Here is a 10336-nt window from a genome sequence, read left to right on the forward strand (position 1 = left end):
CTTAAGGCTCCGTGGTGAAATTACTGGGAACAGTTGTACCGTTAAATGAATTATTGGCCAAATCTCGCATTCCTGACAATGTTCTGACACGATAGTTTGTATTATTTACCAGAGACTCATCTGGAGTGAAAGTCACTGTCATCTGGTCGGCTGAAACACTGTAACTACCGGCTACCTTTGTACAACAAGGAGAGGTTCGTTCAATGTAAAAGTTCCCCGGTAAGGTCAAAGCATTAATCGGCTCATTGAACACCGCGATTGCTGTTGTGGTAACCGCGACATTTATGCTGGTATTTACGGGCGTTATCGACGTTAAGGTTGGCCGTGTTGTATCTGTAATAGTCCCGGTGGTGAAACCTGAGGCAAAGGCTATTGGCATCGCATTACCTGCGAGATCTTTGACTCCCGTAACATCGATAGAATGTAATTCATTCATTGTTAAATCACCATTTGGCGTTAAGGTTACTCTTCTATTACCATTACTAAGAACTTTGGAAGTCGAAACCAGTCCACTAGTATCACTCAAGATAATATCCATCAAGCTTTCATTGCGAATCGGTTCATCAAATTCAACAACAATTACACTGTTTAACGGCACATTGGTAAATCCGTTTATAGGACTTACGCCGGAAACAGCTGGTGGTGTATTGTCTTCTGCATCGCTGGTAACGAAATTAGCGGGTACAGAAGTACTGCCATAGGAATTATTGGCAAAATCACGTACGCCCGTGAGTAATCGGACACGATAGCTGTGAGACGTTTCTAAATTGCTATCGGGTGTAAAAGTAGCACTGAACATATTACTGCCAACTTGCACAGTCCCCGCTACTTTTGGACAACAAGGATTGGTACTTTCAATATAAAAACTGTCTTTGGTTACCGTTAAAGGGTTTACCCGTTCGGTAAACATAACCTGTGCCACTAAATTTATGGGTACATTACTAGCGTTATTGATTGGGTCAACAGAGGCCAATAAGGGGCGGCCAAAATCGAGATTGTCGTTGGTGGTGAAATCACTTATCGCTGGCGCTGCAATGGTATTATCGGCAAGATCTTTAACACCATCTATGGTTAAGGTATGAAGCTCGTTTGCCATTAACGGATTTCGAGGGGTTAACATAAGCTTACGGTTAGCATTGGTTAATGTCATGATTAAATCAACATTTTCGGCACTATTACTAAGAATAATACCTGTCAAATGACCACTTTGAATAGGTTCATCAAAATGAACTTCGATTACACCATTAATAGGTACATCCGTTAAATTATTTTCTGGACTAACCGCAACAACAGACGGCGGTGTAAGATCTTCTATTGCATTGGTGGTAAAGCTAGTGGTTGGCATAAAGAATGAGTTGCCCGCGTAATCAGTTGGCACAATGCCTGAACGGAATACAGTATGACTGCTGTTTAAGGCTAAGCCACTATCTGGCACGAACATCATCGTACGGCCATCACCGCTAAGGTTTTGGGTGGATGGTAGATTGGTAAAGCCGGTATTCTCTCTTATTAATACTCCAATATGTTCAAATACGCTAGGATCTAATGCTTCATTTACTTCAACTTCAATAACTGCATTGACCGGAACATCAGTCGAGCTACTAACCGGTGTGTTTCTAACAAATATCGGTGATTGGGTATCGGGTAATTCTCCCGTGGTAAAGCTGGTGGTTTGACTGGTAATGGTATTTCCCGCTAAGTCATTGACCCCACTAAGAGTTAAATCATAACTGGTGTTCTCTTTTAAAGGATTATGAGTAACTAGGGTAACCATATTTTGTCCATCGCTAAATATTTGGCTACTGATACTACACGCGATTGCTGCGCCACTACCGTCATTGATTTCGATATTATTCTCAGATACTGCAGTAATATTGATTGATTCATCAAACAATATGCGGATAAGGGCATTGGTAGGAATACCTATTGCACTGTCCGGAGGCGAGACACTCACCACTGCGGGTGAACTGTTGTCTTCAGTTGTACCTGTGGAAAAGAAGCGTGTCCAAGTACCAAATGTAGGTTGTTGTCCATCTAGGTCTTTAATGCTGTTAAATAAGCGATAGAAATAATTACTGCTATCGTTAAGGTTAGCGTCTGGGGTGATACGAACAGTATTACCATCGATTAAGCTGACGGTAGCAGCCACCAGGTTAGCAGCACCGAAGTTTTCACGCAATTCAACTGTGCCACCATTTACCGTAGTAGGGTCAAGCGCTTGATTAAATTTAATATCAAATTGACTGTTAACCAATACGTTATTAGTCGTTTGTTGGAATAAACTTTCACTGATAACCGCTGGAGTTATAGAACTATCAGCTTGTTCAACCCTGAAAGAACCTTGATAATTATTTAGTGCGTTTCCACTGGTGTCCTGTGCGCTAGTATCAAGGAAAATTTGAATTAAAGTGTTGTTCTCCCATGGGATATCTGGAGTAAAGGTAACGGTGCGCCCATCTCCCATCACGTCTGTTGTGCCGAGGATTAATACGCCGTCTTGAACAACATTCAAGGCATCGGCAATTGTCGATTCGTCCATGACTTCGTTAATGAATAAGGTGAAGTTGCTGTCCATAGAAACGTTGTTTGCCCCATTACCTGGACGTTGACCAACAACCGAAGGTCTACCAGTGTCTATCGCAGGTCCGGTGAAAAATTCAATGGTGTAGTACGCCAATGCATTACCGGATAAATCTTTAATGCCTTTGGTTAACACTAAAGTAATTAGGCTATTACTAGGTAAGGTATCGTTAAGGAACAAGGTTCTATTGTCACTTGATAGACTCCTTTGAGGGAATAATCTAGCGCCATTAGCAAAGAACTCAACGGTATTATTAGATAAAGTGTTGGATCGTATCGACTCTGAGAAAGTCACCACAACGGGGTTATTGATTAAGCTAACGTCTGTTGCACCATCGATAGGGGTAACCATTAGCACTGTCGGTGACGTGGTATCTTGTGTACCAGCAGGGTCTATAGTGAAACTAGTTGGCACCGAGGTACTTCCGTAGGTATTACCCGCTAAATCGTGCACGCTACTAAATACTCGTAAACGATAGGTTTGGCTAGCAGTTAACGGGGCGAATGGGGTAAAGTTAACGGTTTGATCGTTATTGGATAAACTCACTGTGCCGGCAATACGTGCGGTACCACCAGACGTTTGCTCTACATAAACACTGCTTGCACTAACTGTGAGTGGATTCAATCGCTCACTCAACGTCGCTGAGATAACCGCATTACTACTGACATTAACAGCACCATTAACCGGAGAGGCTGAAACCAGTGTTGGCCGTGTGGTATCTGCCGTACTGCTGGTCACGTCAAAACTACTGCTAAAGTCAACTCCCGTATTTCCAACAAGATCGGTATAACCAGTTAAATCTATTTGATAACTGCCTGCGGTTAACAATGTTGCAGGGGTAAAGAATAGGGTGTGACGATCGCTGCTCATGGTTATTGTGCCTGCAATTGGCACGCTACTAAGGCTTACAACTAACGCATCGGCAGGTAAATCGACCAGTGTTAAGGTTTCATCAAACCTAATGGCAATCACGCCGTTGCTGGGCACATTGGTTATGCCATTGGCTAAACTGATGCCAGTAATCACAGGTCCGGTGTTATCAGCACTATCTCCGGTGACAAATCTTGATGGAACAGAAGTACTTCCATAGGTGTTGTTAGCAAAGTCGCGGGCACCGGTAAGTATGCGAATACGATAACTGGTTCTCGGTAATAACGGCTCAAGTGGGGTAAATGACGCATGTAACTGATCTGCTGATACCGTGATTACTCCGGGTACTTTCGGACAACATCTTGGCAAGGTTTGTTCAATATAAAAGCTACCGGTATTGATTGATAATGGATTTAGTCGTTCGTTGAATGAAATATGGGCAACCATATTAGTGGGAACATTACTGCTGGGGTTAACCGGATCCACTAATCTTAGCAAGGGTCTGAAAAAATCAACCCCATCTTCGGTGGTAAAGTTGACATTTATCGGTCCGGTAAGCACGTTATTACTTAAGTCTTCAATATCATTAATACTGACAGTATGTATGGTATCAGCACGAAGTAGGCTTTGTGGCACTAACGTTACGGTACGGTTGCCGTTACTGAACTGCTTAGTCACCACCAGTGTACCAACATCATCAGTAAGACTAATGCCATCAAGGCTAGAGGTGCGAATCGCCTCATCAAATTCTATTTGAACCACGCCATTTCTTGGAATTCCGATTAGGTTATTTGCCGGACTTACTCCCACTAATTGTGGTGCGGTAATATCTGGGTCATAAGAGGTGGTGAAACTGAAGGTCCAATTAAATAATTGATTGTTAGCATAATCTGTCAGGCTGTTGCCTGAACGGAAAACCGAATGACTACGGTTAACCAGTAAAGCTGCATCAGGAGTAACAGTTACTTGTCGAGCGTCATCACTTAAGGTTGAACTCATTGGAAGATTCAAGAACGTTACATTGTCACGTAACACAGTACCAGAATGCTCAAACCTTGCGGGATCTAGCGCTTCATTGACTTCAAAATTAACCACCGCATTTACGGCGACGTTTGTTGCGCCGTTAAAAGGGTTGGTCCTGATTAATACAGGGGAAACGGTATCGGGTTGAGTGCCTGTGGTAAATTCTGTTGTTTGTGGGGTAATCGCATTACCCACTAAATCGGTTATGCCATCAAGGGTTAATTGGTGAACTGTATTTTCTTTTAATGGCGCGTGAGGCACGATTAAAATTTCTTGTTGACCGTCATTGAAATTTTGGCTGGTAATGGTACAAGCAATCGCCGTATCAGTACCGTTATTTAAGTTCACTGTCATTTCATTAATGGTACTTATGGCACTTCTTTCACTTAATAATAGCCGGATCACCGCATTAGTGGGAATTTCAATACTGTTATCCGGTGGCGAAATAGCCACAACGCTTGGTGAGTCATTGTCTGCTAAATTGCCCGTGGTAAAGAAACGTGTCCAAGTACTAAAGGTAGGCGCAACACCATCGAGATCGCGCAAGCCATTCAATAATCGATAGAAATAGTTACTGGTGCTTGCTAGCGGCGAATCCGGCCTAATGCGTATGGTATTTCCATTTATCAAACTGATATCAACCGCCACTAAACTGCCACCGCCAATGTTTTCTTGTATAAAGACATTAGTGCCATTGACCGTTGCAGGGTCTAAATCTTCATTAAATTGAATATCAAAATAGCTATTAGTCAAAATATTATTGGTACTTTGATCAAATAATGATTCTCTATTCACAAAGGGGGCTGTTGACGACGTATCCGTTATTGTTCTAAATGAACCTTGGTAATTGTTCATAGCGTTGCCAGCAATGTCTTTAGCACTTGTGTCTAAAAATACTTGTACTAATGCATTTGTTTGCCATGGTGTATCTGGGGTAAATTCTATATTTCGACCATCACCGGTAATATCAATTGTGCCTTCAACAACATCACCATTTTGTGAGATATGCAGCGCACTGGGAAGGGTAGCTGCATTCATCACTTCATTGGTAAACAATACGACACTGAGATCTGTCGCCACATTTGTAGCTCCATTGCCGGGTCGTTGAGTAAATACCGATGGTCTGCCGGTATCTGTACCTGCAATAGTGGAAAAGTCACTGGTGAAGTTAGCCATGGCATTACCTGCTAAATCTTTTACCGTATCGGTAATAATGACCGTAATAGTGCTGTTACCCGGTAAGTTATCTCGTAACGTGATGGTGCGGTTATCTAAGGAGCGGCTAATGGAGGGGAAAAGTCTTACACTGTTTGCATAGAGTTCAAAGCCATTGTTATTCACGGTACTCGGGTTAAGCGATTCGGTAAACGTAATGACCACTGAGGTATTTATTACCCCAATATCACTGGCACCATCATTCGGTGTGATCATTTGTACTTGCGGGCTAGTGGTATCGTTAGATTCACCAACATCTATAGTAAATGAACTGGGCACGGACGTACCTGAGTAGGTGTTGCCAGCCAAATCATGAATACTTGTTAATGCTCGTATTCGATAATTTTGACCTGGTAATAGTGGCGTTAATGGTGTGAAAGTAGCTGTTAGACCATCAGCAGACAGATTCAAATCTCCTGCAATACGCGTAGTGCCACCAGATGTTTTTTCAACATAAAAAGTACTACTGTTAACGGTGAGTGGATTAACGCGCTCACTAAAGGTTGCTGACATGCTGGCATTGGCGGCAACCGAGTTATTACCATTGGTTGGGGAAACTGAACTGATGGTTGGTCTGGTAGTGTCTGATGTCGACACTGCGCTAAAGCTACTTTCAAAGGTGATTCCGGTATTACCGGCAATATCGGTTAAACCGATCAAGCTTAAGGTGTAATCGCCTTCTGCCAATGCAATGTCTGGGATAAATATAATGGTCATGCGATCACTGCTCAAGCTAATAGCCCCGGCAATCGCCAAACCATTGAGCCTTATTTCAATACTATCATTGGCTAAATTAACTAAGTTGATCGGCTCGGATAATTTCACTTGAATTTTTGCATTGGCAGGGACGTTTATTAGTCCATCTTCTATACTCAGCCCAGCTACAATTGGCGCCGTATTGTCTTCACCTGCACTGGTGGTGAAATTAGAAGGTACTGAAGTACCAATATATGAATTGTTAGCAAGATCTCTAGCTCCTGTTAGCAATCTGACACGATATGAAGTTAACGGCTCAAGTGATTCGCTAGGCGTCAAGGTAGCACTGAGACGGTCTGCAGCTACGGCGATATTTGCCGCAACGGGGAAACAACAAGGATTAGATTTTTCTACATAGAAACTTGTACTATTAAGGGTTAAATCATTAAACCGTTCATTAAAGGTTAAATTAACCGACATATTGGTTGGCACATTACTACGGTTATTTAAGGGATCAACCTGAGTAAAGCTCGGTCTTGCAATATCGCCTAGCTCATCAGTTTCGAAAGTAAAGCTGATCGGGTTATCAATGGGGTTACCGACTATATCGGTTAGGCCAGTACTGACATTTACCGTATGAGTGGTATTTGGTGCAAGGGCATTTTCTGAAATAAAACTTAAACGCCTGTTAGCATCTTCAAGCGAAACAGAGCCAGAAACTTCACCTTCATTCGTGGTTACTATGATGCCTCGCACAGCATCTACCAAGTTCATCGGTTCATCAAACTGTAATTGGATTAAGGCATTAACCGGTATGTTCAGATCAAAGTCTTTTGGACTGCTGGCAATAAAGTTTGGTCGGTCAGCATCTTCAACAAAAGCGGTCGTGAAGAAATAATTGTGTTGAAATAGTAGTGAGTTACCGGAAACATCTTTCGTGTTGGTGGTAATAAACACGGAATGACTACGGCCAATAGCCAAGGTACTGTCTGGTACAAAAGAAGCCACTCTGCCATCGGGATCCACTTGGATCATGCCAGGAACATTAGTGAAGGTGATGTTATCGCGAACAATAAAGTTAGCTGGTGTTAAAGTACTGGGATCCATGCGTTCACTAAATTCTACAGTAAACGGCGCATTTACCGGCACATTAGTACTGCCATTAATCGGGCTAGTGCGTATTACCGTAGGGCGTTCAATATCAACAAATTCGGCTGTGAAAAATGAGCTATTAAAGCTACCGATCATCAAATTACCCGCAATGTCTCTAATTCCTTGTACTTCAACGGCAAGCGTGGTTAAGCCAGGCATTTGTTCATTTGGGGTAAAGGTCACAGACAATAAATCATTTGATAAACTAACACTGCCTTCAATAAATACGCCGTTGGTTATACTGACCGTACCGTTAACAACCGAAACCGCCTGAAGTTGTTCATTAAACCGGATCACTATCACAGAATTAGTTGGTATATCATTCGCTAAGTCGAGTGGCGTTATTTGAGCAACGGCAGGTGCTACCACATCGTCATTGAATGGATCAGTTCCAAGTTGTGACTCTTCTAGGTTAGTAAAACCATCATTATCTGGGTCATCTAAAGCATCAGTAGGATCTGTGGGATCTAACCCATATTGTGACTCGTAACCATCGGGCATTCCATCACCATCAGTGTCAGCGCGTAAGGGGTCTGTAATGAAACCATCGGCACCGGCGATAACTTCTTCACCATCGAGTATCCCATCACCATCTGTATCAGGATTTGTTGGGTCGGTGTTTTCTAATACTTCTTCACTGTTTGGTAATCCATCGTTGTCACTGTCTTCACTGCCATCGGGGATACCATTAAAGTTACTGTCTGAACGTAGTGGGTCAAGTCCTAATAATATCTCGACACCATCGGGTAATCCATCGTTGTCACTATCAGGATCGAGAATATTGATAAGACCATCACCGTCAGAGTCAGAGGTTGGATTGACTTCTGAGCCGTCTAATAGCCCATCGCCGTCACTATCAGATAATAACGGGTTAGAGCCTAATCCTAGTTCTTGTGAATCATCTAAGCCATCGCCATCGGTATCATTTAGGAAGATGCTGGTCCCTAAATTAAATTCTTCTGTATTATCTAAACCGTCAAGATCAAAATCGAGAAATGCATCACCGTCGTCGTTAAGATCAAGGCCAATTCCCCCTGGACGTGATAAAATTTGAATTTCAGAAAGACCTGGCGTATTACTTTCATCATCGGTTGCACTAAAACGAATACTGCGAATCATATCGATATCAACAGGTACCGCTAAATCACGGGTAGGTGAGGGTAAAAAGACTTCGCCCGAATCAAACACTGAATTGTTAGTGACATCAAACGCTTCAATGCGACCAGCAAAGAAATCGAACCCTACCGGATTAGCACGATTACCTAATAATCTTACTTGGGCAACATCGACATCTTCAGGTAGAAAAATTTCTATAAAAGGCGCACTACGTTTGTTTGCAGCATCCCCGACACCCGTAAACCACGAAGTGAAAATATTGCCATCAATGGCACGTTCTGGCACATTGCCGCCCGAGAAACTACTGGCATTAACCACCACACCGGGCAATCGGGCTAAGTTAGCTCCACCGGGATTAACTGAATTTAACGTTTCATAATCATCTGGCAATCCATCTTCATCGGCATCAAGGGTTAAGTTAATCATCAGTTGAATGGTGGCAATAACGCCTTCGTGCGTTGCGGTGACTAAGGCTGTGCCACTAGAAACCGCCAAGACAAAGCCATCTGAACTTACCGTTGCGATGGCAGGGTTAGAGACTAGATAAAAGGTCCCTGAATTTTCTAATGTTAAGTCGATTTCAGTACCATCAGGTAATGTACCCGTAGTGACAAGCTGTGCCCCATTGGCCAGTGGAGTCAGCTCTAGTGCAGGAGACGTTATATTAATGGATACTGGTACCGGGTCGTCTTGTGTAAACGAAATGTCGTCGAAGAGGGTTTCACCGTTTGGTGTGCCAAGAACAAAAGGGGATTGTCCATTGTCAACACTGCCATCAGCTCGAGCACAGACTACACGTACCCTAAAGGCACCCTGCGGGACAGGGACATTAGGAATAATAAAAGTACCATCTACATTGACTTGCGTTTGGCGATTTAAAATGGTGGCAATACAATCTTCATTAAGTATAGGACCCGCATTAGGGATATCTATAATTACAGGTGGCCCAGGTAATTCATCATCATCTTTGTTGGCTAAGGATAGGGAGCTAAAACCTATCATGCTTGACAGTAAAATCACAGGGAGGCACTGTCGCAATGAGTGTAGAAACACATTGTCATATTTCTGAGAAAATCGTTCGGTATTCATTTGTTTACGACCTCCACATTCACTTTATCTAGATAAAGTTTTGTTAATGTCTTACTTCAGCTCTCCAACAACCAATTTACGGTCTTTTTCAGACCACTGCAACCGGGCTTTATTTCTTGAAAACCATAATGATAAACGACTATGGTTATCGATGATTTGATCGGATAACTGTGTATTTTGCTGTAAAATTTTCTTCAAACGCTGCATATAAGCTTTGTTATTCTCATTTTGAGTTAAATAACCTGGCTCTAAAAAAGCAACAATTTTTGCTATTGCCATGGTATAGCCTTGGTTCCGTTTGTTAACGTTATCTATTTCCTTAGTAGAAATTTGAAAATAAATTTTACTATCCCTTTCCTGAATTTCTCCAAATAACATGCCATTATTAATACTTTCTTGACTCACTTGATTGAGCATATTGTAATACCAATACTGTTCGCCTTCAAAATTAAAGCGGTTATCTTTTGAAAATTCATGTTGCTCCACTTCTTCGTGCAAGTGGTTATTTAAGTTGTTATCAGCCATCGCATCACCACTGAATACGGTAAAAAAAACTAAGGGTAACCACCATCTAAATATCACTTAATTCATCCT

The 10336-nt window shown here is 42.3% G+C and carries 2 protein-coding genes; both read right to left on the reverse strand.

From position 1 onward, the window contains the following. Position 1 precedes the first annotated feature (1 nt). A complete protein-coding gene (locus DWA31_RS15865; protein WP_114327548.1) occupies positions 2–9742 on the reverse strand; it encodes an Ig-like domain-containing domain in 9741 nt (3246 codons plus the stop codon). A 51-nt stretch (positions 9743–9793) separates the two neighbouring features. Further along, complete coding sequence (locus tag DWA31_RS15870) at positions 9794–10324, reverse strand: hypothetical protein (RefSeq protein ID WP_114327549.1); 531 nt, start codon at positions 10322–10324, stop codon at positions 9794–9796. Positions 10325–10336: the final 12 nt, after the last annotated feature.

Origin of the sequence: Candidatus Colwellia aromaticivorans (assembly GCF_003333305.1) — a bacterium.
GTDB classification, from domain to species: Bacteria; Pseudomonadota; Gammaproteobacteria; order Enterobacterales; family Alteromonadaceae; genus Colwellia; species Colwellia aromaticivorans.

Coding starts and splice junctions, on each gene's coding strand:
- DWA31_RS15865 (WP_114327548.1), bottom strand. CDS start 9,742: ATGAATACCGAACGATTTTCTCAGAAATATGACAATGTGTTTCTACAC.